Raw genomic sequence first — 25,764 nt, forward strand, 5'->3', positions numbered from 1 at the left:
CGTCAGGCCCTCTCCTGATGTCCCCCTCATTGCCGCCGTCCTGAGAGCAGCGACCAGCCATGCTTCGATTCCTCACTCGCCGGACGCTCGGCGCAGTCCTGACACTTTTCCTGATCAGTGCCGTCACGTACTTCATGTTCTTCGCCATCCCGCAGGACCCCGCACTGCTCGCATGTGGAAAGAACTGCACCCCGGACGCGCTGGAGGTCATTCACAAGAACCTCGGCCTGGACGAGCCGGTGGCGGTCCAGTTCTGGCACTACATCGTCGGCATCTTCGCCGGTCGTGACCTGGCCATGGGTGACTGCGCGGCTCCCTGCTTCGGCATCTCCTTCGCCAGCGGCCAGCCGGTCTGGGACACCATCCTCGACCGTCTCCCGCTGACGCTCTCCCTCTCCGCGGGCGGACTCGTCGTCTTCCTCGTGGTGGGTCTGGGCCTGGGTATGCTCGCTGCCTGGAAGAAGGGCACGAAGGTCGACAAGACGGTCAGCTCGGCGTCGCTCGTGCTGAGCTCCCTGCAGATCTACTTCCTCGGCCCGGTGGTTCTCGGGATCTTCGTCTACAGCACGGGATGGCTGGACAAGCCCAAGTACGTGCCGCTGACGGAGAGCTTCAGTGGCTGGTTCATGGGTCTGCTGATCCCGTGGCTCGTCATGTCGGTCATCTTCACGGCCCAGTACACTCGAATGTCGCGCTCGTCGATGATCGAGCAGTTGCAGGAAGAGCACGTCAAGGCAGCCCGCGCGAAGGGTATGACGAGCCGTTTCGTCTTCTTCCGCTATGCCTGGCGCGGTTCGCTCATCCCGATCGTCACCATCATCGGTATGGACATGGGCGCGCTCTTCGGTGGCGCCATGGTCACCGAACTCACCTTCGGTCTGGCCGGAGTCGGCCGCCTCGCGCGCGACTCCGTGGTCCTCAAGGACCTCCCGCTGACCATGGGCGTGTTGATCTTCAGCGCCGCCTTCATCCTGTTGTTCAACGTCATCGTGGACGCCGCGTACGCGTTCATCGATCCGCGCGTGCGTCTGTCCTAGGAGTACGACCGTGACCACACTCACCAAGACCGAGGACTCGCCCGCACCCTCCTCGTCCGGAGCCTTCCTGTCGGTGCGGGACCTGAAGGTCCAGTTCTCCACCGAGGACGGCATCGTCAAAGCCGTGGACGGGCTCTCGTTCGACCTGGAGCGCGGGCAGACGCTCGGTATCGTCGGCGAGTCGGGTTCCGGCAAGTCGGTGACCAACCTGAGCATCCTGGGGCTGCACAACCGGCGCAGCACCAACGTCTCGGGCGAGATCGTGCTCGACGGCCAGGAGATCACCGGCGCCTCGGACACGGAGCTGCAGAAGCTCCGCGGCAACAAGATGGCGATGATCTTCCAGGACGCGCTGACCGCGCTCTCGCCGTACTACACGGTGGGCCGGCAGATCGCCGAGCCGTACATGAAGCACACGGGGGCCTCCAAGAAGGAGGCGCGTGCGCGGGCGATCGAGATGCTCGGCAAGGTGGGGATCCCCGACCCGAAGAACCGGGTCGACGACTTCCCGCACCAGTTCTCCGGCGGTATGCGCCAGCGCGCCATGATCGCCATGTCGCTGGTCTGCAACCCCGAACTGCTGATCGCCGACGAGCCGACGACGGCCCTCGACGTCACCGTCCAGGCGCAGATCCTCGATCTGCTCAAGGACCTTCAGCAGGAGTTCGGATCGGCGATCATCCTGATCACCCACGACCTCGGCGTCGTCGCGAACACCGTCGACGACCTGCTGGTGATGTACGCGGGCCGGGCCGTCGAGCGCGGCACCGTGCGTGAGGTGCTCAAGACCCCGGAACACCCGTACACCTGGGGCCTGCTCGGCTCGATGCCGCGGCTCTCCCAGGACGTGGGCTCGGAACTGACGCCGATCCCGGGATCGCCGCCCAGCCTCCTGAACCCGCCGTCGGGCTGCGCGTTCAATCCGAGGTGCTCGTTCGTCGACATCGTCGACGGGAGCGGCCGCTGCGTGAACGAGCGACCCCTGCTTCCGGAGGGGCGCGGCTCTGCCTGCCACCTCACCGGCGAGCAGAAGCAGCAGGTTTTCATCGAGACGATTCAGCCCCGGCTGGGCTGATGTACCGGCAACTGGGGCTATGACCATGAGCGAGAACAAGAGCAACACCGCCGGTCCGGACACGGTTCAGGCGCAGCGGGAACCGGATGTCTCGGAACCGCTCCTGAGCGTGAAGGGCCTGACCAAGCACTTCCCGATCTACGGCGGATTTCCCTTCAAGCGGCAGGTCGGCGCGGTCCAGGCCGTCGACGGCGTGACGCTGGACGTGTACCCGGGCGAGTCCCTCGGTCTGGTGGGTGAATCGGGCTGTGGCAAGTCGACCACGGGCCGGCTGCTCACCCGGCTGATGGAGCCGACCAGCGGCACCATCACCTACGACGGCCAGGACATCTCCCACGCCAGCCGCAGGAAGATGGCGCCGATCCGGTCCGAGATCCAGATGATCTTCCAGGACCCGTACGCCTCGCTCAACCCGAGGCAGACGGTCGGGACGATCATCTCGGGGCCGATGGAGGTCAACGGGATCAATCCGCCCGGAGGCCGTGAGGCACGGGTGCGGGAGCTGCTGGAGACGGTCGGGCTCAACCCGGAGCACTACAACCGCTTCCCGCACGAGTTCTCCGGGGGCCAGCGTCAGCGCATCGGTGTTGCCCGCGCGCTCGCGCTCAACCCGAAGATCATCATCGCGGACGAGCCGGTCTCGGCGCTCGACGTGTCCATCCAGGCGCAGGTCATCAACCTGCTCCAGGAGCTCCAGCGAGAGCTGAACATCGCGTTCGTGTTCATCGCGCACGACCTCGCGATCGTCCGGCACTTCTCGCAGCGCATCGCCGTGATGTACCTCGGCAAGGTGGTGGAGGTCGCCGACCGCGACTCCCTGTACAACGCCCCCCGCCACCCGTACACGCACGCCCTGCTGTCGGCGGTGCCGAACGCGGACCTGGACGCCGACAAGACGGAGCGGATCCGGCTCTTCGGTGACGTGCCGTCGCCGATCATGCCGCCGTCCGGCTGCCGCTTCCGCACCCGCTGCTGGAAGGCGCAGGACAAGTGCGCGACCGAGGAGCCTCCGCTGGTGCAGCTCTCGGGTGCCCGTGAGGGCCACCTGACCGCCTGCCACTTCCCGGAGGCGCCGACCACGGAGAAGACCGGCCCGGACGTCGTTCTCGACCCCGCGCTCATCGCTCTGGAGAAGAACGCGGACACGAAGTAGCAGGACGTACCGGCCAGGCCGGGAGCTCGGGTGCCGGGACGCGGAAGCGTCCCGGCACCCGTTCGCGTTTCCCGGGCCCTGCGGGGGCACCGCACGCTTCAGCGGGCCTGGCCGGCGGCCGCTGCCGCGGGGCCGGCCGCTTCGGGAACGGCTGCTTCGGGGGTGGCCACTTCGGGCCGGTCCAGCGGCTTGGCGTCGGCTGCTCCGGGGCCGGCCGGCCCCGCGCCGGCGGACGGCGTGCGGTAGGCGCGAAGGGGTGCGTGGGTCGCGGCCACGGCGCCGACCGCCAGGGCGGCGGAGAGGCCGCCGAGGACCAGGGCGAAGGGGGCGGACGTGGCCGACGCCAGCAGGCCGCCTCGGAAGTTGCCGAGCTCGGGGCCCGCGACGCCGATGACGTGCTCCACCGAGGAGACCCGTCCCCGGTACGCGTCCGGCGTCTCCAGTTGGACCAGGGCACTGCGGGTGACGACGGACACGGTGTCGGCGGCCCCCGCCACGGCCAGGCAGCCGAGCGCCGCCCACAGCGGCCCCACCAGACCGAAACCGGCCAGTGCCAGACCCCAGACACCGGCGGCGGAGAGCTGAACGAGACCGCTGCGACGCAGGCGCGTCACCGTGCCGGAGAGCAGACCGGCCGTGATCCCCCCGACCGCGACCGCCGAGAGGAACAGGCCGAGGGTCTGCGGGTTTCCCTCGAAGCGGATCTCGTTGACCAGGGGGAAGAGGGCGACGGGCATGGCCAGCAGCGTCGCGGCCAGGTCGGTGGCCAGCGAGCCGCGCAGCGTCGGGCGGCCCAGGACGACCCGCCACCCGCCACGCTCCGGCCGGCGCCTGCCGCCCGCAGCGTCGGCGCCGTCGGGACGCATGGCGGGCAGCCGGATCACCGCGAGCATCGAGACGGCCATCGCCACTGCCTGGGTGGCGTACGCGGCAGGGAAGCCCCAGCGGGCGATGATCAGCCCGGCCATCGCGGGCCCGGCCAGCATCGCCGCCTGGAAGGAGATATTGGTCAGCGCGAGACCCGCAGCGACCTGGTCACCCGGCAGCAGCCGGACCGGGAAGGTGCGCCGGGCGGGAGCTCCGAGAGCGCCGCAGCTCGTCTGTACGGCTACCAGGGCGAGCAGCAGCAGAACGCTCCGGTTGCCCGCCAGCGCCTGGGCGCACAGCCCCGCGGCGGCCAGCAGTTGACCCGCGGTGGTGGCCCGCACCACGGTGCGGCGGTCCACGGTGTCGGCCAACGTGCCGCCGAGCAGCCCGAACAGCACGATCGGCAGGCCGGTGGCGAGCCCGATGGCGCCGGTGCCCACGGGGCTGCCGGTCAGATCCCAGACCTGGGCCAGCACCGCCACGGCGGCTGTCTGTCCGCCGAGTTGGGAGACCGAGGTGCCGATCCACAGGTCGCGAAACGACCGACTGGCGCGCAGCGGGCGGGTATCGAGGAACCGGAGGCGGAAGCGTCCCTTCATCGCGGCGGCTCGACGAGGTGGTGGAGGATCCGCTGCCGCATCGTCCGGCGTTCCAGGGCCCGCCGTACCTCCTCGACCACGCCGGTCATCGCATGCGGGACTTCGCGGTCCAGTTCGGCGACCGTCTCGTGGGTGGCGCGCCACTCCGCCTCCAGGAACGGCACCAGTGACCGGCCGCGCTCGGTCAGGCCGATCTGCCGGGTGCGGGCGTCGGGCCCCGGCTCGGAGGTGACCAGATCCTCCTTGAGCATGGCGGCGACGGTCTGGCTGATCGCGGAGTGCGAACGGTCCAGCGACTTCGCGAGCTCACGGATGGTCAGTGGTCCGGTGTGGGCGAGGCGGATGAGCGGATAGGCGAACCGGGGGCGTACTCCCTCGATGCCACGCTCGACGTAGACCTGCTCGATTTCGGCGTCCATGGCTGCCAGGAGCTCGTGGAGGGAGTGCCAGGGATCGGGGAGCGCTGTGGGGTCCGAAGATGTCACAGCGCTAATATAACAGCACTGCGATAATTCGCCGGTGCGATGCCCGGTCCTCGTGGGCGATGCCGGCCGGTGCGGGTCTTGATCCTCGCTTCGGGTGCCGCACAGCGTCGGACGGGTGGAACCTCTCCGGCCCGCGGCCCGGGTCATCTGCCTCGACGCGGCGGACCGTCTGCTCCTTCTGCGCTGGCGGGATCCGTTCGACGGCTCATTGCTCTGGGAGTCGCCCGGTGGGGGCATCGAGCCCGGCGAGACGCCGCTGGTGGCGGCGCGGCGGGAGCTGGTCGAGGAGACCGGACTCGACCCGGCTGCCGTTCTCGACCGGTGGGTGCCCGTCGGTCGTGACGTGCGGTGGAACGGCAGGCGGTACACCGGGACGGAGCGTTTCTTCCTCGCCCGGTTCGACGACGAGCGCCCGCCCCTGGTGCGGACCGGTCTCCTCCCAGAGGAGCGGGCGAGCCTGGACGCGTATGCCTGGATCGCCCGGACGGATCTTGCCTCACTGCCGGACCCGGTCGAACCCCCGCAGGTGCTGTCCGTGCTCGACGCCCTGGTCACGGACGGGCCCTGGAGCGATCGGGATCCTGTGTGAGGCGGGGGCGCGGAGGTGCGTGAGGGGCGCTCGCGGTGATCGCCTCAGGAGGTGGCGGCGGGTGCCGCCTCGGCCCGTTCGAGGATGCGGAGGGCGTCCGCCGCTGCGGGTGACAGCACCGTGCCGTCCCGCAGGTCGGTGAGGGGCACCCATGCGACCGCGTCCGTGGAGCCGTCGGTCTCGGTCACCGTCGGCGCCCCGCCCTTGAGGGTGACGACGTAGAACAGGGCCGTGAGGCTCCAGTCCACTCCGTTCCGCCGGACCGCGTAGGTCCGTGCGTCGGCCAGCCGGGCCTGTGCGAGTTCGAGCCCCGTCTCCTCCCGGAGTTCACGGGCCAGGGCCTCGACAGGCTGTTCTCCCGGGTCGATTCCCCCGCCCGGCAGGTGCCACAGCCCCGGCAGGAAGACGGGCGAAGCGTCCGACAGCCGGGCCAGCAGGAGGCGATCCTCCTGCCTCGCGATCGCGTATGCCGAAATGCGGGTCCGTACGTGAGCGCCCATGGTCCGCGCCCCTCCCTGTGTATGAGCCGGCCGGCCGAAGCCCTGACGTCGGATGCACAGTAGCGACCCCGAAATGCACCCGCATGGTCGCGCTGCGCCCGGATGGGGGGAGTAAATATGCGGCAAGTCCGCTATGAGGTGATATTTGACTTCACGTAAGACGGAGCACTACGAGGAGGCACTCCATGCGCGGAGCCACACAGGTCAAGTGGGCCGCATGTGCGGTGGCCGTCGCCCTGACGGCGACGGCCTGCGGCGGAGGGGACAGCGGCGGCGGTGGCGGTGGCGCGGATGGGATCGTGAGCTCCTCCTGGGGTGACCCGCAGAACCCGTTGGAGCCCGCCAACACCAACGAGGTGCAGGGCGGCAAGGTCCTCGACATGATCTTCCGTGGGCTCAAGAAGTACGACCCGAAGACCGGCGAGGCGACGAACATGCTCGCCGAGAAGATCGAGTCCACGGACAACCAGAACTTCACCATCACGGTGAAGGACGGATGGACCTTCAGCAACGGCGAGAAGATCACCGCCAAGTCCTTCGTGGACGCCTGGAACTACGGCGCCCTGTTGAAGAACAACCAGAAGAACGCCTACTTCTTCGGTTACATCGACGGTTACGACAAGGTCCACCCCGAGACCGGGACCGCGAGCGCCACCACGCTCTCCGGCCTCAAGCAGGTCAACGACATGACCTTCTCGGTCAAGCTGACGCAGAAGTTCTCGCTGTGGCCCGACACCCTCGGCTACCCCGCCTTCGCGCCGCTGCCGAAGGCCTTCTTCACCGACCACGCCGCCTGGGTGTCCAAGCCGGTCGGCAACGGCCCCTACACGATCGACAAGTACACCAAGGGCTCGTCCATGAGCCTGCGCAAGTGGGACGGCTACCCCGGTGACGACAAGGCGAAGAACGGCGGGATCGACCTCAAGGTCTACACCGACAACAACACCGCCTACACCGACCTGACGGCAGGCAACCTCGACCTCGTCGACGACGTGCCCGCCTCGCAGCTCAAGAACGTCAAGGCGGACCTCGGCGACCGCTACATCAACACCCCGGCCGGCATCATCCAGACCCTGGCGTTCCCGTTCTACGACAAGCAGTGGAACACCCCCGGCGCGATCAAGGTCCGCCAGGGCCTCTCCATGGCGATCAACCGCGAGCAGATCACCAACCAGATCTTCCAGAAGACCCGCACCCCCGCCTCCGACTGGACCTCACCGGTCCTCGGCGAGGAGGGCGGCTTCAAGAAGGGCCTCTGCGGCAAGGAGTGCACGTACAACGCCGCCGACGCCAAGAAGATGATCGAGGACGGCGGCGGCATCCCCGGCGGCCAGCTCAAGATCTCGTACAACGCGGACACCGGATCCCACAAGGAGTGGGTGGACGCCGTCTGCAACAGCATCAACAAGGTCATGGGCAACAACAAGGCGTGCGTGGGCGCCCCGGTCGGCACCTTCGCCGACTTCCGCAGCCAGGTCTCCCAGCAGAAGCTGCACGGCGCCTGGCGCGCCGGGTGGCAGATGGACTACCCGCTGATCCAGAACTTCCTGCAGCCCGTCTACTACACCAACGCCTCGTCCAACGACGGCAAGTGGAACAACAAGCAGTTCGACAGCCTCGTCAACAAGGCGAACGCCGAGTCGGACAAGGCCGAGGCCGTCTCCACCTTCCAGGACGCCGAGAAGGTCATGGTCGAACAGATGCCCGTCATCCCGCTCTGGTACCAGAACGGCAGTGCCGGCTACTCGGAGAACATCACCAACGTCTCCCTGAACCAGTTCAGCGTCCCGGTGTACGAGCAGATCGAGGTCAAGTGACCCGATAAGCAGCCGGGTGGCCGGGTGCGTCCACGCACCGGCCACCCGGCTTCCCCGTCCCACGACTTCTCAGCCCAGAGACTTCCGCCCCGCGACCCCCGGAGCCCTTCATGGGACGTTATGTGATCCGGCGGCTGCTGCAGATGATCCCGGTCTTCTTCGGCACCACGCTGTTGATCTTCCTCATGGTGAACGTGATGGGTGACCCCATCGCGGGTCTCTGCGGCGACCGCCAGTGCGACCCGGCGACCGCCGCCCAACTCCGCTCGGAATTCGGCCTCGACAAGCCGGTCTGGCAGCAGTACCTGACCTACATGGGGAACGTCTTCACCGGCGACTTCGGCACCGCGTTCAACGGGCAGGAAGTCACCGAACTGATGGCCACGGCCTTCCCCATCACCATCCGCCTCACCCTCGTGGCGATCTTCTTCGAGATCGTCATCGGCATCAGCCTCGGTGTCGTCACCGGCCTGCGCCGCGGCCGCCCCATCGACACGACCGTGCTGATCCTGACCCTGGTCGTCATCTCCATCCCGACCTTCGTCACCGGTCTGCTCCTCCAGCTCCTGCTCGGTGTGGAGTGGGGCGTCATCAAACCCTCCGTCTCCAGCGAGGCCCCGCTCAACGAGCTGATCATCCCCGGGCTCGTGGTCGCCTCGGTGTCGCTGGCCTACGTCACCCGGCTCACCCGCACCTCGATCGCCGAGAACGCCCGTGCCGACTACGTCCGCACCGCGACCGCCAAGGGCCTCCCCAGGCGCCGCGTGGTCGTCCGCCACCTGCTGCGCAATTCGCTGATCCCCGTCGTCACCTTCATCGGTACGGACGTGGGCGCCCTGATGGGCGGTGCGATCGTCACGGAGCGGATCTTCAACATCCACGGTGTCGGCTACCAGCTCTACCAGGGCATCCTGCGCCAGAACTCGCAGACCGTCGTCGGGTTCGTCACCGTCCTGGTCCTCGTCTTCCTGGCGGCGAACCTGATCGTCGACCTGCTGTACGCCGTACTCGACCCGAGGATCCGCTATGCCTGAGCAGACACCGGACGAGGCGATCTCGTCCGCCGGAGCCGGCGGAACGATGGACCTCGCGCTCGACGAGGGCGACTCCCTGGAGAAGACGCCCGGCGGGCCACGGGGGACGGGCCCCGGCACCAAGCCGCAGAGCCTGTGGTCCGACGCCTGGCGTGACCTGCGCCGCAACCCCGTCTTCATCATCTCCGCGCTGATCATCCTGTTCCTGGTGATCATCTCCATCTGGCCGCAGCTCATCGCCTCCGGCGACCCGCTCGACTGCGACCTGGACAAGGCACAGGAGGGCTCCCAGCCCGGCCACCCCTTCGGCTACGACGGACAGGGCTGCGACGTCTACACCCGTGTCGTGTACGGCGCGCGGAACTCCGTCACCGTCGGCATCTGCTCCACCATCGGCGTATCCGTGATCGGCAGCATCCTCGGCGGTCTGGCCGGCTTCTTCGGCGGCTGGTGGGACTCGATCCTCTCCCGCCTCACCGACGTGTTCTTCGGCATCCCCGTCGTCCTCGGCGGCCTGGTCTTCCTCTCCGTGGTGACCAGCTCCACCGTCTGGCCGGTCATCGGATTCATCGTGCTGCTGGGCTGGCCCCAGATCGCCCGTATCGCCCGCGGCTCCGTCATCACCGCCAAGCACAACGACTACGTACAGGCGGCCCGGGCGCTCGGCGCCTCGAACGGGCGGATGATGCTGCGCCACATCGCACCGAACGCCGTCGCCCCGGTCATCGTCGTCGCGACCATCGCGCTGGGCACGTACATCTCCCTGGAGGCGACCCTGTCGTTCCTCGGCGTCGGCCTGAAACCACCGGCCGTGTCCTGGGGCATCGACATCTCGGCCGCGTCCCAGTACATCCGCAACGCCCCGCACATGCTCCTCTGGCCCGCCGGGGCGCTGGCGGTCACCGTGCTCGCGTTCATCATGCTCGGCGACGCGGTGCGCGACGCCCTCGACCCCAAGCTGCGCTGAGGAGTCCGCTGCCATGTTGCTCGAAGTGCGCGATCTGCACGTGGAGTTCCACACCCGGGACGGGGTCGCCAAGGCCGTCAACGGGGTCAACTACTCGGTGGCCGAGGGCGAGACGCTCGCCGTGCTCGGCGAGTCCGGCTCCGGCAAGTCGGTCACCGCACAGGCGATCATGGGCATCCTCGACATGCCGCCCGGCAGGATCAGCAGCGGGGAGATCCTCTTCAAGGACCGCGACCTGCTCAAGCTCAAGAAGGAGGAACGCCGGAAGATCCGTGGCCGGGAGATGGCCATGATCTTCCAGGACGCTCTCTCCTCCCTCAACCCCGTGCTGACCGTGGGGGCGCAGCTCGGCGAGATGTTCGTCGTGCACCGCGGACTGTCCCGCAAGGACGCGAAGGCCAAGGCCGTCGAGCTGATGGACCGGGTCCGCATCCCGGCCGCTAAGGAGCGGGTCGGCAACTACCCGCACCAGTTCTCCGGCGGGATGCGCCAGCGCATCATGATCGCGATGGCGCTGGCCCTGGAACCCTCGCTGATCATCGCGGACGAGCCCACCACCGCACTCGACGTCACCGTCCAGGCCCAGGTGATGGACCTGCTCGCGGAGCTCCAGCGCGAGCTGAACATGGGCCTGATCCTGATCACCCACGACCTCGGCGTGGTCGCCGACGTCGCCGACAAGATCGCCGTGATGTACGCGGGCCGCATCGTGGAGACCTCGCCGGTCCACGACATCTACAAGGCGCCCGCACACCCGTACACCAAGGGCCTGCTCCGCTCGATCCCGCGCCTGGACCAGAAGGGCCAGGAGCTGTACGCGATCAAGGGCCTGCCGCCCAACCTGCTGCACATCCCGCCCGGCTGCGCCTTCAACCCGCGCTGCCCGATGGCCCAGGACGTCTGCCGCACCGACGTGCCGCCGCTGTACGACGTGGCGGAGCACCGACAGAGCGCCTGCCACTTCTGGAAGGAGACGCTCGATGCACGCTGACCACTCGGGGCGCAAGGGAGCGCGCGAAGAGGGCGAGGTGGCACGCGACCTCCTGGCCAAGTCGCGGGAGCGCAGCAGCTACGCGGGCGGGGAGCCGATCCTGGAGGTACGCGACCTCGTCAAGCACTACCCGCTGACCCAGGGCATCCTGATCAAGAAGCAGATCGGTGCCGTCAAGGCCGTCGACGGGGTCTCCTTCGACCTGGCGGCCGGCGAGACCCTCGGCATCGTCGGCGAGTCCGGCTGCGGGAAGTCGACCGTCGCCCGGATGCTGGTGCACCTGGAGCAGCCGACGGCCGGTGCGATCCGGTACAAGGGCGAGGACGTCACCAAGCTGTCCGGCCGCGCGCTGAAGGCCGTGCGCCGCAACATCCAGATGGTGTTCCAGGACCCGTACACCTCGCTCAACCCGCGCATGACGGTCGGCGACATCATCGGGGAGCCGTACGAGATCCACCCCGAGGTCGCGCCCAAGGGTGACCGGCGGCGCAAGGTCCAGGACCTGCTGGACGTCGTCGGCCTCAACCCGGAGTACATCAACCGGTATCCGCACCAGTTCTCCGGCGGTCAGCGCCAGCGCATCGGCATCGCCCGAGGCCTCGCGCTCAACCCCGAGATCATCGTCGCCGACGAACCCGTCTCGGCCCTCGACGTCTCCGTCCAGGCCCAGGTCGTCAACCTGCTGGACCGGCTGCAGGCGGAGTTCGACCTCAGCTACGTGTTCATCGCCCACGACCTGTCCATCGTGCGCCACATCTCCGACCGGGTCGGCGTCATGTACCTCGGCCGGTTCGTCGAGATCGGCACGGACGAGGAGATCTACGACCACCCCACGCACCCGTACACCCAGGCTCTGCTCTCCGCCGTGCCGGTGCCGGACCCGATGGCGCGCGAGTACCGCGAGCGGATCATCCTGCACGGCGACGTTCCCTCGCCCGCCAATCCGCCGTCCGGCTGCCGATTCCGCACCCGCTGCTGGAAGGCGCAGGAGCGGTGCGAGCTGGAGGTGCCGCTGCTGGCGGTCCCGGCGGCCTTCCGGCTGACGGAGAGCCCGGCCAGGCATGATTCGGCCTGTCACTTCGCGGAGGAGAAGCGGGTGGTGCCCCCGGAGGGGACGCTGGAGCAGGTGGAGGGGGGCGGCGAGGGCGCCGCCGGGGCGGGACCGGACCTGGAGAAGGCGGACCGGGAGGCCGGGCAGCCGCCGCGGCCCGAGGGGGAGCCGGCGCCGCCGCGGCCGGATGTGCGGCCGGAGCCCGAGCAGGCCGACGTGCCGCCGGAGGCGGAGCCGTCGCCGGAGCCCGGGCCGGAGCAGGCCGACGTGCCGCCGGAGGCGGGGAACGATGATGACGGCCCTCCGCCGCCCTCCGGCAGCAGCAGGGTCGGCTGAGCCGGCGGCCCGTTAACGCGTGGGCAACTCGGGCGTCTCACGTCCGATATACGGACCCGTCAGCATGGACGGCGTACGGCCGTGCGGGTGCCGTGGACCGGCCGGGAGGACTCGCGTCCCTCCGGCCGGTCGCCCGACGGGACCGCGCCGACGGCCCTCTTGTCGGGAGGCCGGGGGCGGGGGAGTATCGCTGGGGTGATACTCACCCGTGGAGCAAGAGTGACCGGCGCCGCTCTCTGCGCGGTGCTTGCCCTGGTCGTCGTGAGCTGGCTCGTACGGGACATCAGGGCCGTGGACGCCGACCAGCTGTGGCGCTACTGGGCCGGCTTCCCCGAGGCGCGTCCGCAGGCGATGCCCGCGACCTCACCCCTGGATGTCGCCCTCCTCGTCGTGTACGTCGTCGCCGTGGTCGCCGCGCTGCGCTCCCCGGTCGCCGCCACCGTGCTCGTCGCCACCGGCGTGATCACCCTCGCCGTACGGCTTCCCGGGCTCTGGGGCATCGGCAGCGACCGGATGGAGTCGGTGTTCTCCGACGACCTCCGCTCACGTGCCCTGATCAGCGCCTTCGTGGCCCTCGCCGCGGGCATCGCGCTGCTCATCACCGCCGGGGCCGGCCGCCGCCCGCCGGCCGACTCCTACGAGCAGCTGCCCTCCCGCCCGGGGCCGGGTGCCTCCGTCGCCGCGTTCCTGATGCTGGGTGCGGCCGGAGCGGTGCTGATCGCGTGGGAGATCCGCCAGATGGTGCGGTTCCCGGAGATCTATCCCGAGTGGTACGTGGGCGGTGAACGGGTCCCGCAGGGGGCGATCGATCCGCCGCCGGGCTGGGGCACCGCCGCGCTGGCGCTTCTCTGTCTCGTCGCGGCGGCGAGTGCCCTCTTCCACGCCGTGCACGCGCGGCCGTTCGGGCTGGTGGCCGCCGCGCTGCTGCTGCCCGGCGGGGGACTGGGCGTGGTCCGGATCGTGCACTACGACCTGCTCGACGACTTCGGTTCGCTGCCCACGGAGACCCAGCTCACGATCCTAAGCTGGATCTTCGAGGTGTTCGCCGCACTGGTGGTGCTGATCGCGCTGGCGCCCAGGGGCTTCGCCGACGTCCCCGGTCCGTACGGGCCGGGGACGGGTCCCGGGTACGGGTCCGGGGAGTTCGGTCCCCCCGGCTACCGGCCCACCCCCTATCCGGGGCAGCAGCCGCCGGCCCCGGGGTACGGATACCCGCAGGGAAGCGGCGGCTTCGGGCCGCCTCCACCGCCCTCGCAGCCGCCGCCGGGCTGGTAGCCCTACCTGCCGAGTGAGCGCTTCAGGAAGTCGACCTGGAGCAGCAGGAGGTTCTCCGCCACCTTCTCCTGCGGGGTCATGTGCGTCACCCCGCTCAGCGGCAGCACCTCGTGCGGGCGGCCCGCCGCGAGCAGCGCCGACGACAGCCGCAGGGTGTGCGCGACCACCACGTTGTCGTCCGCCAGCCCGTGGATGATCATCATCGGCCGTACCTGGTCGGCGGCGTGCGAGAGCCCCTCGTCGGTGAGCAGCGAGTTGTACGCGTACACCTCGGGCTGCGTGGCCGGGTCGCCGAGGTAGCGCTCCGTGTAGTGCGTGTCGTACAGCCGCTGGTCGGTCACCGGGGCGCCCACGACCGCCGCGTGGAAGACGTCGGGCCGCCGCAGCGCCGCCATGCCGGCGAGGAAGCCGCCGTAGGACCAGCCCCTGATGCCCACCCGGTCCAGGTCCAGCGGGAACCGCTCCGCGAGCGCGTGCAGCGCCTCGATCTGGTCGTCGAGGGTGAGGGCGAGACGGTGCTTGACGGCCTTCTCCCAGCCGGGTGAGCGGCCGGGGGTGCCGCGGCCGTCCGCGACGATCACGGCGAAGCCCTGGTCCGCGAACCACTGCGAGGTGAGGTGGGGATTGTGTGCGGCGAGGACCCGGCGGCCGTGCGGCCCGCCGTACGGATCCATCAGGACCGGAAGCGGACCATCCGATTCCTTGTAGCCGGTGGGGAGCATCACGGCGCACGGAATTCGCCGTGCGCCCCCTTCGGTGAGCTGCGGCCGGGCGGACAGGACCGGCTGCTCCGCGTGACTGGTGACGGTGGCGATCCGCTTCCCGTCCCGGAACACCCCCACCGCCGATCCGGGCACGTCGAGCGCGGTGGAGACCATGACGGTCACCCGGCCGGACCGGACCGCCGCGTGCACGCCAGCGCCCTCCGAGACCCGCTCGACGCCCAGCTCGTTGACCCGGTACACATGGCTCTCGCCGATCTCCGCCACGGCCGCCCGCTCGCCCGCCGACGCCGTGACGAGGATGTCGGACTCCCCGATGTCCAGCACCGCCTGGATCTGCAACTGGGCCCCGGTCAGCGGCCTGTCGCCGACCGCGAGGACCCGCGCCCCGCCCTCGTCCGCGATCCGCACCAGCCGACCGTCCGGCGCCCACGCGGGCACCCCGGGGAACAGCTCCAGCCACACCGGGTCCTCGTCCGCGTGCACCGTCCGGGTGGCCCCGGTCTCCGGGTCCACCGCCAGGTGGAGCTGACTCTGCTGGTCACGGGCCTGCACCAGCAGCAGCGGCGCCCCGTCCGACGACCAGTGCACCCGCGCCAGATACGGGAACCGGGCCCGGTCCCACACCACTTCGGTACGCTCCCCGGCCAGGTCCACGACGAAGAGCCGCACCTCGGCGTTGGGCGTACCGGCCGCCGGGTACGCGACCTCGGCGGGCTTGCGCTCCGGGTGCGCGGGATCGGCGATCCACCACCGCCGCACCGGGCTGTCGTCGACCCGGGCCACCAGCAGCCGGTCCGATTCCGGCGACCACCAGAATCCGCGCGAGCGGGCCATCTCCTCGGCCGCGATGAACTCCGCGAGGCCGTACGAGACGTTCGCGTCCTCCGGCTCCGCCAGAGCCCTGTCCTGTGCTCCGTCGGCGCCCACGACGCGCAGCGCCCCCTTGGACACGTATGCGATGTGTCGTCCGTCAGGGGCGGGACGCGGATCGATCACCGGGCCCGGCACGGGCAGGGCGCGCGCCGTTCCGGCCCGCAGGTCGGCGACGTACACCTTCCCCGAGAGCGCGAACGCCGCCAACTCGGCAGCGGCGTCCACCGCGTAGCCGACGATCCCCGACGACCCCTCGCGGCTCCGCTCGCGGCGGGCCCGCTCCTGGGCCGAGAGCCGCTCCGCCGAACCGCCCAGCAGGGCCGCCGGATCGGCCACGACCCGCTCCCGCGGGGCCGCACCGTCGCTCAGGTCCAGCACCCAGAGCCGGCCCGAGCGGTCGGTGCCCGATCCCGAGCGCACGAAGACCACGCGTTCCCCGTCGGGTGAAACCGTGAACGCGCGCGGTGCGCCGAGGGTGAAGCGCATGGTCCGGGCCAACTGCATCGGGAAGGTGATCTCTGGCGGCGTCATATGCCGAACCTATCGGCCGGGCCCGCCGGCCGTGCGCCCCTCGTGCTGCTGTGCCCCGATCAATGCGTTGCCACGGATAGTTATGATCCGTAGCGCTCGGTGGGTATGAACCTGCTGGCTCCATGCGTGCTGCCCGTCCCGACCGTACCGATGGAGGTGAACCGCCGTGGCGCTCTCGATTTCGGCGGTGGTGCTGCTGGCGATCGTCGTCTTCCTGCTGATCCGGAAATCCGGACTGAAGGGCGGACACGCGGTCGTCTGCATGCTGCTCGGTTTCTATCTCGCCAGCTCGTCCATAGCGCCCAGCATCTCCGAGCTGACCACGAACCTGGCCGGCGTGATCGGAGGCATCAAGTTCTGACCCCCGCGATCGCGCGTGGTGCCCCGGCCTCCTCCGGCGTGTGCGGTGCGTGTGGGCCTTCGGCGGCCGGAGCGTGGCCGCCGTCGCTGCCGGGGGCCGTCGGCTCGTAGGGTGGTCCCCATGACGGACCTTCCCGCCCGGCGTCTGCTCCTGGTGCACGCGCACCCCGACGACGAGTCGATCAACAACGGCGCCACCATGGCCAGGTACGCGGCCGAGGGCGCCCTGGTCACGCTGGTGACCTGCACACTCGGCGAGGAGGGCGAGATCATCCCGCCCGCCCTCGCGCATCTCGCCGCGGACCGGGACGACGCCCTGGGCCCCTACCGCCGGGGCGAACTCGCGGCGGCGATGAAGGAGCTGGGGGTCACCGACCACCGCCTCCTCGGCGGCGCCGGCCGGTACCGCGACTCCGGAATGATGGGCGCCGAGCAGAACCACCGCCCCGGCGCCTTCTGGTCCGCCGACGTCGACGAGGCCGCCGGGTACCTCGTGGAGGTGATCCGCGAGGTGCGTCCCCAGGTCCTGGTGACGTACGACCCCGAGGGGGGCTACGGGCACCCCGACCACATCCAGGCGCACCGGGTCGCCACGCGCGCCGCAGAACTGGCCGCCGACCCCGGCCACCGCCCCGCCTCCGGCCCGGCGCACACCATCGCGAAGACCTACTGGAACCGGGTGCCGCGCTCCGTCGCGGAGGAGGGCTTCGCCCGGCTGCGGGCCACCGCTCCCGACGCGTTCGGGGGCATCGCCGCGATCGGTGACGTACCGGGTGTGGTGGACGACACCCTGGTCACCGCCGAGATCGAGGGCACCGGGTACGGCGAGGCGAAAGCCGCCGCGATGCGGGCGCACGCCACCCAGATCGCGCTCGACGGCGCCTTCTTCGCCCTGTCGAACGACCTGGGCCAGCCCGTCCTCACCACCGAGTACTACGAGTTGGTGGGCGGCGCCCCGGGCGGCACCGGCGGAACCCGGGAGCATGATCTCTTCGCGGGCGTGACGGAGGAGGTCCGATGAGCGACGGGAGGCCGCGGGCCGCGCGGACCAACGCACCACCGAGGGACATTCCGGCCACCGGCCTGGCCGCGCCCCTCGATCCTCGCCGGATCGCCGCCCTGCTGGGCCTGGCGGTCCTCGGCGCCCTCGTGGGCATCGCCGGAACGCTCGTCCAATCCGCCTGGTTCCCCGGCGGATTGCTCCTGGCGCTGCTCGCGTCCGCCGGCCTCTTCCATGGCGGCCGCTGCCTCATGGGCACGCAGCCAGGTGCCCTGGCACCCGCCGCGGGATGGCTGATTTCGGTCATTGTTCTGCTGGGCGGAAGACCGGAGGGGGACTACGTCTTCGGGAACGAACTCGGCCTCGCCCTCTTCATGCTGGGGGGCATGGCCATCGCTGTGATCTGTGCCACCATGTCGCGGTCACCCCAACTGGGGGCCGACAGCGGCCGACCTGGCAAGTAATGTGCCACGTCCCATCCCGTAATGCCCCCTGTCCGTCCGGGGGGCGCGCAGTCGTTTCCCCCGGTCGCGGGGTGTCTGTCGGCCGCGGCCAGTAAGGTGGTTCGCGCGCCGAGCCGTCCCCTGGCCTGCGGCATGGGGGAAGTACGGGCGGCGGAGCCAATCGGGAGAACCTGCTTTGAGTCGTGAAACTGACAGTTCGTCCTCCGGGCCCCAGGGTCGCGGGGGAGCCGCGTACCCCTCGGGTACGCCGCCGTACGGATCCCGCCAGTATCCGTCGCTGCACCCTTCGCAGGACGCCCCGGAGGAGTCCCCGGAGCCTGCGGATCCGCCTCAGCCCGACGAGCCGAGGACCGAGACGACGCTGACGACGCGTATCCGGATCAACATTCCGGGCTCGCGCCCCATCCCTCCGGTTGTCATGCGTACGCCCATGAGTGACGTCGACGGTGCCAGTGGCGAGCGCACCGGCTCCACCCCGCGTCCGGGTGCCTCCGCACCCAAGGGCGCGCAGGCGGCGCCGACCGTGCCGGCACCCGAGTCCCGGGAGTCCGCGGTCGCGGCGGAGCCCGCCGCGGAGAAACCGGCCAGGGAGAAGAGCGGCAGCGACTGGTTCGCACCGCGCAAGGCCCCGGCGAGCGCCTCGTCGGGCGACACGGACGGCGCCGGACTCCAGGCCGGCGGTACGGGCGGACCCGGCGGCACGGACGGCGCCGGCTTCGCGGCCGGTGGCCCCGGCAGCCGGCCGGACGGTCCGGGTTCCGGCCCGGCCACTCCGCCCCCGGGCGGTCCCCGCGCCGATCTGCCCTACTTCTCCGACGGGCCGCAGCAGCGCAGCGGCGACCCGGGTGCGCCCGGGTCCGACGGCTTCGGTGACGGTGCGGGCGGTCCGCGCTCCACGCCGAACCTCGGTGTCCGTACGCCCGGTCCGTCCGGCCCCACCACGGGACCGGCGACCGGCGCCTCGGCCCTCACCCCGGACCTCGACGGCCGGGCGCCGTTCGGGCCGGGCCCGGGCGGACCGGCGGGCCCAGGCGGCGCGCAGGGCCCCGGCACGCCCGGTGGCCTCCCGCCGCGGATGTCCGACGACACCGCCGTGCTCACCCCGCAGTTCGGACCGGGTCCCTCCGGCCCGGGGGGCAACGTCTCGGGGGACACGCTCAACAGCGGCATCCCCGTCGTACCGCCGGAGCACCGCTCGTCGGGCGGGCCGTCGCCGTTCCCGGGCTCCGACACGGCCCCGCGGACGCCGGACGGTCCGATGGGCACCGGCCCGGCCGGACCCGGCGGGTTCGCCGCTCAGGCACCCAAGCCCGCCGCCCGCACGGCCCCGGAGCCCGCGGCGCCGAGCGCCCCGGCGAAGAAGGGCCGCTCCAAGCTGGTCATGCTCTGTGTGGCCGCCGTCTGCGTGCTCGGGGTCGCCTACGGCGCCGGGCTGCTGATGAACCACTCCGACGTCCCCAAGGGCACCACCGTCCTCGGCGTCGACATCGGCGGCGGGACCCGGGACGACGCCGTCGAGAAGCTCGACGCCGCGCTCGGCGAGCGGTCCAGGGCCCCGCTCCAGCTGACCGTGGACGGCGAGAAGACGCAGCTCGCGCCCGACAAGGCCGGGCTCTCGCTGGACGGCCAGGCGACCGTGCGCGCGGCGGCGGGCAGCGACTACAACCCCGTCTCCGTCATCGGCTCCCTCTTCGGCAACGAGCGCACCGTCGACCCGGTGATCCCGGTCGACGAGGAGAAGCTCGGCGTGGCGCTGAAGGACCTGGCCGGTGCCTCGGGTTCGGCCAGCGACGGCACGATCAAGTTCGTGCCGGGCAAGGCCGTCGCCGTCCCGGGCAGGCCGGGCAAGGCGCTCGACGTCAACCAGTCGATGGTGTCGGTGCGCGACGCGTACCGCGCCCAGGTCGAGACGGGCAAGGCGAACACCGTCCAACTGCCCGTCACCGCCAGCGAACCCACCATCAGCCAGGCCGAACTGGACCGGGCGATGAAGGAGTTCGCCAAGCCTGCGATGTCCGGCCTGATCGTCATCAAGGCGGGCTCGAAGCAGATCCCGTTCGGCCCGGCCAAGTCGCTGCCGAAGATCCTCTCGATGGTCGCGGTCGACGGCAAGCTCGTCGACCACTACGACAAGAAGGCCATCGAGGAGCTCTGCGGAGGCGTCTTCGACGGAATCATGATCACCAAGGGTGACGGGACGAAGCACCAGGTCGGCCCCGACGATGTCGCCTTCGCCATGCGGGGCGCACTGCTCGGCAAGACCGAGGCCGAGCGGACCGTCACGATCGACCTCGGCGGCAACGGCTGACACAGCCCCCGCCGCATCCCACCGCCCCCGTCCGGACCTCCGGCCGGGGGCGGTGGCGTGGACGGCCCCCACCGGGGCGGCGTCATACGTACGGCATGACATCTGTCATCCCGGATCCACGACCCGTGACCCTGCCGGGCGCACCCCCGCTGAGCCAGGCTTGACGCATGACAACGACAGCTCCCGAAGCCACCGCGGCCAAGACCGCCGTGGTCAGCTTCGACCGGGTCAACAAGGCCTACGGAGACGTACGCGCCGTCGACGGGCTCACCCTCGACCTGCACCCCGGCGAGACCGTGGCGCTCCTCGGCCCCAACGGCGCCGGCAAGTCCTCCACCCTCGACCTCCTCCTCGGTCTGCGCACCGCCGACTCCGGGACGGTCCGCCTCTTCGGTACGACCCCGCAGGCGGCCATCGCCGCCGGGCGGGTCGGCGCCATGCTCCAGTCCGGTGGCCTCATGGAGGACGTCACCGTCGGCGAACTGGTGGGACTCGTCTGCGATCTGCACCCCAGGCCCTACCCGGTGAGCGAGGTGCTGGCCCGGGCCGGTATCGCCCCGATCGCCGGCCGCCTGGTCAACAAGCTCTCCGGCGGCCAGGAACAGCGCGTACGGTTCGCGCTCGCCACCGCCGGCGCCAACGACCTGATCGTGCTGGACGAGCCGACCACCGGCATGGACGTCACCGCCCGCCAGGCCTTCTGGGCCACCATGCGCGAGCAGGCGGACCAGGGCCGCACGGTGCTGTTCGCCACCCACTACCTCGAAGAGGCCGACGCGATCGCCGACCGCGTCCTGGTCCTGCACAAGGGCCGGATCCTCGCCGACGGCACCGCCGCCGAGATCAAGGCGCGGGCCGGGGCCCGCCGGATCTCCTTCGAACTCGAGGGCGCGATCGACGAAGAGGCCCTGCGCGCCCTGCCGTTCCTCTCCACGCTCGACATCACCGGTCACCGCGTCCGTATCCAGTCGCACAACGCCGACGCGACCGTGCACGCCGTCTACGGCCTCGGCCTCTACCCGCGCGAGCTCGAAGTCGCCGGACTCGGCCTGGAGCAGGCCTTCGTCGCCATCACCGAGGCCGAGGAGGCCAGGACCAAGTGAACACACTCATCAGGCTCGAAGTGACCCGCACCCTGCGGAACAAGAAGTTCATGTTCTTCTCGATCATCTACCCGTCGGTGATCTACCTGCTGATCTCCGGCACCCAGAACACCACCGACAAGGTGCCGCACACCGATCTGACCCTGCAGTCCTTCTTCATGGTCTCCATGGCGTCCTTCGGCGCGCTGACCGCCGTCCTGATGGGCAACAGCGAACGCATCGCCAAGGAGCGCGAGAAGGGCTGGGTCCGCCAGCTGAGGCTGACCGCACTGCCCAGCCGCGGCTACGTCCTCGCGAAGATCGCGAGTGCCGCCATGGTCACCCTGCCGTGCATCGTGGTGGTCTTCCTCGTCGCGGCCTGCGCCAAGCACGTACGGTTCGACCTCTGGCAGTGGTTCGCCCTCACCGGCGTCATCTGGGCGGGCTCGCTGGTCTTCGCCGCGCTCGGCGTCGCCATCGGCTACCTCGCCAGCGGTGACGCGGTCCGCCCGATCACGATGATCATCTACTTCGTCCTCTCGATCCTCGGCGGCCTGTGGATGCCGAGCGCGACCTTCCCGCAGTGGATCCAGAACATCTCCGAGTGGCTCCCCACCCACGCGTACGCTGCACTCGGCCAGGCCGTCGAGATGGGCGGCGCGCCGCATGCCAAGGATGTCGCCATCCTCTGCGCCTACTTCCTGCTCTTCGCGGGCGGCGCCGCCTGGCTCTACCGGAAGGACACGCTGAAGGCATGAACGAGGACGAGATGCCCGTGGGTATCGGGCGCCCGCCCACGAACGGGAAGCAGGCCGGGACCAAGCTCCTGTGGATCGGCATCTGGCTCGCCTTCATGAGCGCGCCGGTCAAGGACCTCGCCGACGGCAACCACACTCCGTGGGCGACCGCGCTCGGCACCCTCGGTCTGCTCGTCTTCGTCGGCAGCTACCTCGTCCTGGTCTTCCGCCACACCTCGAAGGCACTGGACCCCTTCCGGGTCCGCGCGGCCCTCGCCTTCCTCGGCACCCTGGCCGTCCTGCTCTCCCTGACGTTCGGCACACCCTGGCTCGTCCTGTTCGTATACGTGTCGGTATCCGTCGGCGCCACCCTGCCCATGCGGACCGCCCGTTGGCTGATCCCCGCCGTCACCGCCGTACTGGTCGCCATCGGCCTGACCGGCGACCACCCCCGCGAGATCATCACCGCCCTGGTCTTCCCCGCACTGCTCGGCGGCTTCGCGATGTCGGGCGTACGGCAGATGATCCGCACCACGATCCAGCTCCGCGAGGCCCGCGCCACCGTCGCCCAGCTCGCCGCCAACGAGGAACGGCTGCGCCTCGCCCGCGATCTGCACGACCTGCTCGGCCACTCCCTCTCCCTGATCACCCTCAAGAGCGAACTGGCCGGGCGGATGCTCCCGGAGCACCCGGAACAGGCGGCCGCGCAGGTCGCCGACATCGAACAGGTCAGCCGCCAGGCCCTCGTTGACGTACGCAGCGCCGTCACCGGCTACCGGAGGCCGACGCTTCCCGGCGAACTGGCCGGGGCCAGGACCGCGCTCGCCGCCGCCGGGGTCACCGCCGACGTTCCGGCCGAGGCTCCGGAGGACCTCCCGGAGAAGGTGGAGGAGGCGCTCGCCTGGGCACTGCGGGAAGCCGTAACCAACGTCGTACGCCACAGCGGCGCCGGCCGCTGCACGGTCACCGTCGCCCCTCGCCAGACCCTCGACGGACGTGTCCTCGAACTCACCGTCGCCGACGACGGCCGCGGCTCGGCCGGCACCTTGCGGGGCAACGGCCTCACCGGCATGGCCGAGCGCCTCGCCACGGTCGACGGGACGCTCACCACCCGGGCCACCGAACCCCGTTCGGGCAAAGGCTTCACCACGGTCCTCAGCGTGCCGCTCGAATCAGGCCTAGGATCCCGGGAATGAGCATGATCAGACTCCTCCTCGCCGAGGACCAGTCCATGGTGCGCGAGGCCCTTGCGGCGCTCCTCGGCCTGGAACCCGACATCGAGGTGGTCGCCCAGGTGGCCCGAGGCGACGAGGTGCTGGCCGCGGCCCGGGAGCACGGCGTCGACGTGGCCCTCCTCGACATCGAGATGCCCGGCATGACAGGCATCGAGGCGACCGCGGAACTGCGCCGCGCTCTCCCCGGCGTGAAGGTCGTCGTCGTCACCACCTTCGGACGCCCCGGGTACCTGCGCCGCGCGATGGAGTCGGGAGCGGACGCCTTCCTGGTGAAGGACGCACCGGCATCCCAACTCGCCGAAGCGGTACGCAAGGTGCTCGCCGGCGAACGAGTCATCGATCCCACCCTCGCCGCCGCCGCTCTCGCCGACGGAGCGAGTCCGCTGACCGAGCGCGAACGCGATGTCCTGCGCACCGCCGCGGACGGCTCGACCAACGCGGAGATCGCCGCGGCGCTGCACCTGTCGCAGGGCACGGTCCGTAACTACCTCTCCATGGCGATCCAGAAGATGGCGGCGCGCAACCGCGCGGAAGCGGTCAGGCTGGCACGGGAGAAGGGCTGGCTCTGAGGGCCGCCCGTCGACCGGTCGTTGCCGCCCGTCGACCGGTCGTTGCCGCCCGACGGGCGGTCGCGTGCGATCGCAGGCGTGGGAATGGTCTCGTGGCGGAGCCCTCAGGCCCGTCGTCGGGGCAGCGAGCGTGCAGGCCGGACCGCGCGAGCCCGGCGTGGCCGTATGGGCCCGGGCGTCCTGCTCACCCGGAGACGGACACCAGCCCCGCCTCGTAAGCGATGATGACGAGTTGCACGCGGTCACGGGCACCGAGCTTGGAGAGCAGCCGGGTCAGATAGGTCTTTGCCGTCGCGACACTGATGAACAGCCGCTCCGCGATCTCCGCATTGGACAGACCGCCGCCGACCAGAGCGAGCACTTCGCGTTCCCGGTCGGTGATCGCGGTCAGCGGGCGCCGGGGACGCGACGACGCCGGACGGCCCGCGAACTCCTTGATCAGCCGCCGGGTGACACCCGGCGCGATCAGCGCATCCCCGGCCGCCACGACCCGGACCGCCCCCAGGATGTCGTCCAGGGCCATGTCCTTGACCAGGAATCCGGCCGCGCCGGCACGCAGGGCGCCGTACACGTAGTCGTCGTCGTCGAACGTGGTCAGGACCACCACATGGGCGGTGGCCGGGCCCGCGGTGATCCGCTCGGTGGCCTCGATGCCGTTCAGACCCGGCATCCGGATGTCCATCACGACCACGTCGGGGGCCAGTTCGGCGGTCAGGCGGACCGCCTCGTCGCCCGTCCCCGCCTCGCCGACCACATCGATGTCGGCGGTCTCGGCCATGACCATGCGCAGCGCGGTGCGGACCAGGGGCTGGTCGTCCGCGAGCACGACGCGGATCGGTGCCGCGGACCCGGGTGCCCCGTCGCTCATGCCGCGCTCCCCGCGGCCGCGGGGAGGGGGACCGGCAGCCGCACCGACACCCGGAAGCCGCCCTCCGGCTGCGGGGCGGCGGCGAACTCGCCGTGCAGCAGGGCGACCCGCTCCCGCATGCCGGCCAGCCCGAACCCCGGCGCCGTGGCGAGACCCGCGCCCCGGCCGCGGTCGGCGACCTCGATGGTGAGCTCCTCGGAGCCGTAGGCGACGGACACCCGGCAGGAACCGGTCGCCGCATGACGGACCACGTTGGTCACCGACTCCTGGATGATGCGGAACGCCGACAGGTCGATGTCCGGCGGCAGCGGCCGCCGTTCGCCCTCCCAGCGCACCTCGACCCGGACGCCGGCCGCTGTCGTCGCCCGGGCCAGCCGCTCCACGTCGGCGAGGCCCTCGGCCGGGCGCAGCGTTCGCGCGTCCCGTTCCGTCCCGCCGTCGTCCGGATCCGTCCGACGCAGAGCGCCGAGCATCCGGCGCAGCCCTGCCAGCGTCTCCCGGGCCGCCGTCTCCACGGCGCTCATGGCCTCGCGCGCTGCGTCCGGCCGGGTGTGCACGACGCGGGCCGCCGCCCCCGCCTGGAGGGCGATGATGCCGACGCTGTGCGCGACCATGTCATGCATCTCCCGGGCGATGCGCAGCCGTTCCTGGACCACAGCCTGTTCGGCGGCCTGAGCGGCCAGACTCTCGGCGTGCCGGCGCGCCTCGTACGCCGAGCGGCCCACCAGCCAGGCGACCACCGCGGTCAGGGCGACGACCAGCTCTGCCGACGTACCGACACCCCACCCGGCCAGGAGCCGCATGGCCAGGAAGCCGGCGAGGACGGCGAGCGCCATCAGGAGGGCGAAGAGACCCGTCCGGCGTGGCCGGGTGGCGGCGATGAAGTACAGCGCCACGTCGGCGGCCAGGAACTGGGCCAGCGGAATCTCCTTCACGCTCAGCGGCATGGTGGCGAGCGCGGCGGCGCCCAGCACCATCGCCAGACCCTTCAGCGGACGCCGCTCCAGCAGCAGACAGCCGCCCGTGGCCAGGGCCGCGGCGAGCAGTTGGGTGAGCAGACCGTCCCACCGGTAGAGAAGGACCCCGGGCCGTACGGACGGCTCGTACTCCCCGGGCAGCCGCACCCGCACGAGGAAGGTGAGCAGCACGCCCGCGTACCAGCCCGTACCCACCCACCAGCCCGGCGGGATGCGTCTGAGTCCGGGCAGCGAGGGAGTGGGCGACATGCGCCGATCG

Annotated in this window: 24 protein-coding genes; 18 read left to right on the forward strand and 6 right to left on the reverse strand. The window is 70.7% G+C overall.

Annotated features, from left to right (window positions below):
• Nucleotides 1-59: 59 nt before the first annotated feature.
• From ABZ434_RS27835 to ABZ434_RS27845, 3 genes are read left to right on the forward strand one after another with little or no spacing between them, the layout of a single operon-like run.
• A complete protein-coding gene (locus ABZ434_RS27835; RefSeq protein ID WP_359142330.1) occupies nt 60-1,037 on the forward strand; it encodes an ABC transporter permease in 978 nt (325 codons plus the stop codon).
• Nucleotides 1,038-1,047: 10 nt separating this feature from the next.
• A complete protein-coding gene (locus tag ABZ434_RS27840; RefSeq protein WP_359142333.1) occupies nt 1,048-2,112 on the forward strand; it encodes an ABC transporter ATP-binding protein in 1,065 nt (354 codons plus the stop codon).
• Between the two features lie 25 nt (nt 2,113-2,137).
• The gene (locus tag ABZ434_RS27845) at nt 2,138-3,265 is read left to right on the forward strand and encodes a dipeptide ABC transporter ATP-binding protein (RefSeq protein WP_359142335.1); all 1,128 of its coding nucleotides are present in this window, start codon (nt 2,138-2,140) and stop codon (nt 3,263-3,265) included.
• Nucleotides 3,266-3,363: 98 nt separating this feature from the next.
• Here the strand turns inward: ABZ434_RS27845 and ABZ434_RS27850 are convergent, their stop codons facing one another.
• Entirely contained in the window at nt 3,364-4,731 is a 1,368-nt protein-coding gene (locus ABZ434_RS27850; protein ID WP_359142337.1) for an MFS transporter, read from the reverse strand.
• A complete protein-coding gene (locus ABZ434_RS27855; RefSeq protein ID WP_359142339.1) occupies nt 4,728-5,216 on the reverse strand; it encodes a MarR family transcriptional regulator in 489 nt (162 codons plus the stop codon). The genes ABZ434_RS27850 and ABZ434_RS27855 overlap by 4 nt, the downstream gene beginning before the upstream one ends.
• A 115-nt stretch (nt 5,217-5,331) precedes the next feature.
• Here ABZ434_RS27855 and ABZ434_RS27860 point away from each other — a divergent pair, with 115 nt between their 5' ends.
• A complete protein-coding gene (locus ABZ434_RS27860) occupies nt 5,332-5,805 on the forward strand; it encodes an NUDIX domain-containing protein (protein WP_359142341.1) in 474 nt (157 codons plus the stop codon).
• Nucleotides 5,806-5,849: 44 nt separating this feature from the next.
• Here the strand turns inward: ABZ434_RS27860 and ABZ434_RS27865 are convergent, their stop codons facing one another.
• On the reverse strand, nt 5,850-6,305 hold the full coding sequence (locus ABZ434_RS27865; protein ID WP_359142343.1) for an NUDIX domain-containing protein: 456 nt from the start codon (nt 6,303-6,305) through the stop codon (nt 5,850-5,852).
• A 185-nt stretch (nt 6,306-6,490) separates the two neighbouring features.
• On the opposite strand from ABZ434_RS27865, the gene ABZ434_RS27870 reads away from it, so the two are divergent.
• The 6 genes from ABZ434_RS27870 (at nt 6,491) to ABZ434_RS27895 (ending at nt 13,776) form a co-directional block, all read left to right on the forward strand.
• Nucleotides 6,491-8,122: an ABC transporter substrate-binding protein gene (locus ABZ434_RS27870; RefSeq protein ID WP_359142345.1), complete on the forward strand. Its 1,632-nt coding sequence runs from the start codon at nt 6,491-6,493 to the stop codon at nt 8,120-8,122.
• Nucleotides 8,123-8,232: 110 nt separating this feature from the next.
• Nucleotides 8,233-9,156 carry an ABC transporter permease gene (locus tag ABZ434_RS27875; protein ID WP_359142346.1) on the forward strand — a complete coding sequence of 308 codons (924 nt, stop codon included), beginning with the start codon at nt 8,233-8,235 and terminating at the stop codon, nt 9,154-9,156.
• Complete coding sequence (locus ABZ434_RS27880; protein WP_359142347.1) at nt 9,149-10,123, forward strand: ABC transporter permease; 975 nt, start codon at nt 9,149-9,151, stop codon at nt 10,121-10,123. Before ABZ434_RS27875 ends, ABZ434_RS27880 begins: the two co-directional genes overlap by 8 nt.
• 13 nt (nt 10,124-10,136) lie before the next feature.
• Complete coding sequence (locus tag ABZ434_RS27885; RefSeq protein WP_359142349.1) at nt 10,137-11,114, forward strand: ABC transporter ATP-binding protein; 978 nt, start codon at nt 10,137-10,139, stop codon at nt 11,112-11,114.
• The gene (locus tag ABZ434_RS27890) at nt 11,104-12,501 is read left to right on the forward strand and encodes a dipeptide ABC transporter ATP-binding protein (protein ID WP_359142350.1); all 1,398 of its coding nucleotides are present in this window, start codon (nt 11,104-11,106) and stop codon (nt 12,499-12,501) included. Before ABZ434_RS27885 ends, ABZ434_RS27890 begins: the two co-directional genes overlap by 11 nt.
• 219 nt (nt 12,502-12,720) lie before the next feature.
• A complete protein-coding gene (locus ABZ434_RS27895) occupies nt 12,721-13,776 on the forward strand; it encodes a hypothetical protein (RefSeq protein WP_359142352.1) in 1,056 nt (351 codons plus the stop codon).
• A 2-nt stretch (nt 13,777-13,778) separates the two neighbouring features.
• On the opposite strand, the gene ABZ434_RS27900 is transcribed toward ABZ434_RS27895, so the two are convergent.
• Nucleotides 13,779-15,905: a prolyl oligopeptidase family serine peptidase gene (locus tag ABZ434_RS27900; RefSeq protein ID WP_359142354.1), complete on the reverse strand. Its 2,127-nt coding sequence runs from the start codon at nt 15,903-15,905 to the stop codon at nt 13,779-13,781.
• A 166-nt stretch (nt 15,906-16,071) separates the two neighbouring features.
• On the opposite strand from ABZ434_RS27900, the gene ABZ434_RS27905 reads away from it, so the two are divergent.
• The 8 genes from ABZ434_RS27905 to ABZ434_RS27940 all read left to right on the forward strand — a co-directional run bounded on the left by ABZ434_RS27905 (nt 16,072) and on the right by ABZ434_RS27940 (nt 23,660).
• On the forward strand, nt 16,072-16,266 hold the full coding sequence (locus ABZ434_RS27905) for a DUF2304 family protein (RefSeq protein ID WP_148020542.1): 195 nt from the start codon (nt 16,072-16,074) through the stop codon (nt 16,264-16,266).
• A 120-nt stretch (nt 16,267-16,386) separates the two neighbouring features.
• Nucleotides 16,387-17,286: an N-acetyl-1-D-myo-inositol-2-amino-2-deoxy-alpha-D-glucopyranoside deacetylase gene (gene mshB / locus ABZ434_RS27910; protein WP_359142356.1), complete on the forward strand. Its 900-nt coding sequence runs from the start codon at nt 16,387-16,389 to the stop codon at nt 17,284-17,286.
• Nucleotides 17,283-17,729 carry a DUF6113 family protein gene (locus tag ABZ434_RS27915; protein WP_359142358.1) on the forward strand — a complete coding sequence of 149 codons (447 nt, stop codon included), beginning with the start codon at nt 17,283-17,285 and terminating at the stop codon, nt 17,727-17,729. The genes mshB and ABZ434_RS27915 overlap by 4 nt, the downstream gene beginning before the upstream one ends.
• Nucleotides 17,730-18,159: 430 nt before the next feature.
• Nucleotides 18,160-20,037, forward strand: a complete 1,878-nt coding sequence (locus ABZ434_RS27920; RefSeq protein ID WP_359142360.1) for a hypothetical protein — start codon at nt 18,160-18,162, stop codon at nt 20,035-20,037.
• A gap of 167 nt (nt 20,038-20,204) precedes the next feature.
• Nucleotides 20,205-21,140 (forward strand): ABC transporter ATP-binding protein, encoded by a 936-nt coding sequence (locus ABZ434_RS27925; protein WP_359142362.1) that lies wholly within the window; start codon nt 20,205-20,207, stop codon nt 21,138-21,140.
• Complete coding sequence (locus tag ABZ434_RS27930; RefSeq protein ID WP_359142364.1) at nt 21,137-21,877, forward strand: ABC transporter permease; 741 nt, start codon at nt 21,137-21,139, stop codon at nt 21,875-21,877. Before ABZ434_RS27925 ends, ABZ434_RS27930 begins: the two co-directional genes overlap by 4 nt.
• Entirely contained in the window at nt 21,874-23,052 is a 1,179-nt protein-coding gene (locus tag ABZ434_RS27935; protein ID WP_359142366.1) for a sensor histidine kinase, read from the forward strand. Before ABZ434_RS27930 ends, ABZ434_RS27935 begins: the two co-directional genes overlap by 4 nt.
• Nucleotides 23,049-23,660 (forward strand): response regulator transcription factor, encoded by a 612-nt coding sequence (locus ABZ434_RS27940; protein WP_359142368.1) that lies wholly within the window; start codon nt 23,049-23,051, stop codon nt 23,658-23,660. Before ABZ434_RS27935 ends, ABZ434_RS27940 begins: the two co-directional genes overlap by 4 nt.
• Nucleotides 23,661-23,844: 184 nt before the next feature.
• Here ABZ434_RS27940 and ABZ434_RS27945 read toward each other — a convergent pair whose 3' ends face one another.
• Together ABZ434_RS27945 and ABZ434_RS27950 are read right to left on the reverse strand one after the other, a co-directional pair.
• Nucleotides 23,845-24,528, reverse strand: coding sequence for a response regulator transcription factor (locus ABZ434_RS27945; protein WP_359142370.1), 684 nt, complete (start codon nt 24,526-24,528; stop codon nt 23,845-23,847).
• The gene (locus ABZ434_RS27950) at nt 24,525-25,754 is read right to left on the reverse strand and encodes a sensor histidine kinase (protein ID WP_359142372.1); all 1,230 of its coding nucleotides are present in this window, start codon (nt 25,752-25,754) and stop codon (nt 24,525-24,527) included. Before ABZ434_RS27950 ends, ABZ434_RS27945 begins: the two co-directional genes overlap by 4 nt.
• Nucleotides 25,755-25,764: the final 10 nt, after the last annotated feature.

It is taken from the genome of Streptomyces sp. NPDC005761, from assembly GCF_040630635.1.
Taxonomy (GTDB): domain Bacteria; phylum Actinomycetota; class Actinomycetes; order Streptomycetales; family Streptomycetaceae; genus Streptomyces.

Excerpts from the sequence above, each read along its gene's own strand:
- ABZ434_RS27900 (WP_359142354.1), bottom strand. The coding sequence starts at position 15,905 with ATGACGCCGCCAGAGATCACCTTCCCGATGCAGTTGGCCCGGACCATG.
- ABZ434_RS27925 (WP_359142362.1), top strand. The coding sequence starts at position 20,205 with ATGACAACGACAGCTCCCGAAGCCACCGCGGCCAAGACCGCCGTGGTC.
- ABZ434_RS27945 (WP_359142370.1), bottom strand. The coding sequence starts at position 24,528 with ATGAGCGACGGGGCACCCGGGTCCGCGGCACCGATCCGCGTCGTGCTC.
- mshB (WP_359142356.1), top strand. The coding sequence starts at position 16,387 with ATGACGGACCTTCCCGCCCGGCGTCTGCTCCTGGTGCACGCGCACCCC.
- ABZ434_RS27950 (WP_359142372.1), bottom strand. The coding sequence starts at position 25,754 with ATGTCGCCCACTCCCTCGCTGCCCGGACTCAGACGCATCCCGCCGGGC.
- ABZ434_RS27845 (WP_359142335.1), top strand. The coding sequence starts at position 2,138 with ATGAGCGAGAACAAGAGCAACACCGCCGGTCCGGACACGGTTCAGGCG.
- ABZ434_RS27935 (WP_359142366.1), top strand. The coding sequence starts at position 21,874 with ATGAACGAGGACGAGATGCCCGTGGGTATCGGGCGCCCGCCCACGAAC.
- ABZ434_RS27880 (WP_359142347.1), top strand. The coding sequence starts at position 9,149 with ATGCCTGAGCAGACACCGGACGAGGCGATCTCGTCCGCCGGAGCCGGC.
- ABZ434_RS27850 (WP_359142337.1), bottom strand. The coding sequence starts at position 4,731 with ATGAAGGGACGCTTCCGCCTCCGGTTCCTCGATACCCGCCCGCTGCGC.
- ABZ434_RS27875 (WP_359142346.1), top strand. The coding sequence starts at position 8,233 with ATGGGACGTTATGTGATCCGGCGGCTGCTGCAGATGATCCCGGTCTTC.
- ABZ434_RS27940 (WP_359142368.1), top strand. The coding sequence starts at position 23,049 with ATGAGCATGATCAGACTCCTCCTCGCCGAGGACCAGTCCATGGTGCGC.
- ABZ434_RS27870 (WP_359142345.1), top strand. The coding sequence starts at position 6,491 with ATGCGCGGAGCCACACAGGTCAAGTGGGCCGCATGTGCGGTGGCCGTC.
- ABZ434_RS27835 (WP_359142330.1), top strand. The coding sequence starts at position 60 with ATGCTTCGATTCCTCACTCGCCGGACGCTCGGCGCAGTCCTGACACTT.
- ABZ434_RS27890 (WP_359142350.1), top strand. The coding sequence starts at position 11,104 with ATGCACGCTGACCACTCGGGGCGCAAGGGAGCGCGCGAAGAGGGCGAG.
- ABZ434_RS27915 (WP_359142358.1), top strand. The coding sequence starts at position 17,283 with ATGAGCGACGGGAGGCCGCGGGCCGCGCGGACCAACGCACCACCGAGG.
- ABZ434_RS27865 (WP_359142343.1), bottom strand. The coding sequence starts at position 6,305 with ATGGGCGCTCACGTACGGACCCGCATTTCGGCATACGCGATCGCGAGG.
- ABZ434_RS27885 (WP_359142349.1), top strand. The coding sequence starts at position 10,137 with ATGTTGCTCGAAGTGCGCGATCTGCACGTGGAGTTCCACACCCGGGAC.
- ABZ434_RS27920 (WP_359142360.1), top strand. The coding sequence starts at position 18,160 with ATGAGTGACGTCGACGGTGCCAGTGGCGAGCGCACCGGCTCCACCCCG.